The following is a 508-nucleotide window of genomic DNA, read 5'->3' as shown; positions in this document are numbered from 1 at the left end:
GCAGCAGAGCCGCGCCCTCGACCGCCTCGGCCTGAGGGCTGCCATACCGTGCCATGAGGCAGTGGATCGACCCGCCGGGCGGAGAGGACAGTGCACCACCGCCCTCAGCAACCAAACGACACCATTTAGCGTCGGTCACGCGGTATCATTTAGGAAGCCGATCATCAGAGCAAGGAGTCTCCATGTCACGCACCATGATCGACCTTGACGACGAGATGGTCGAGCATGCCATGCGCCTGTACGGGGTGAAGACCAAGGCCAAGGCCGTTCGGATGGCCATGGAGGAGGCCGTCAAACGCCGGCTGCGGCAGGAGGGCATCGACGCGATCAAGTCCGGCGAGCTGGACCTCACCTACGACAGCCGCACACAGGATCACGGCCGGGGCGCCGCGTGAGCGAGCGCTTCCTGATCGACAACTCCGCCCTTCAGCGCTGGCGCCACCCTCGAGTCGCCGAGGTACTCGACCCTCTCCACGAGGACGGCGTCCTGGCAGTGGCAGGACCGGTA

The 508-nt window shown here is 65.4% G+C and carries 1 protein-coding gene; it reads left to right on the top strand.

The window, feature by feature from the left end; all coding sequences use genetic code 11:
- Positions 1–182: 182 nt before the first annotated feature.
- Positions 183–395, top strand: a complete 213-nt coding sequence (locus VXC91_RS46840) for a type II toxin-antitoxin system VapB family antitoxin (protein ID WP_329513400.1) — start codon at positions 183–185, stop codon at positions 393–395.
- The last annotated feature ends 113 nt before the right edge of the window (positions 396–508 follow it).

This window comes from Streptomyces chiangmaiensis (assembly GCF_036281785.1).
In the GTDB taxonomy this organism is placed as follows: Bacteria; Actinomycetota; Actinomycetes; order Streptomycetales; family Streptomycetaceae; genus Streptomyces; species Streptomyces chiangmaiensis.
Note: the sequence above shows the minus strand (reverse complement) of the source record. Positions and strands in the feature narration are given on the sequence as shown.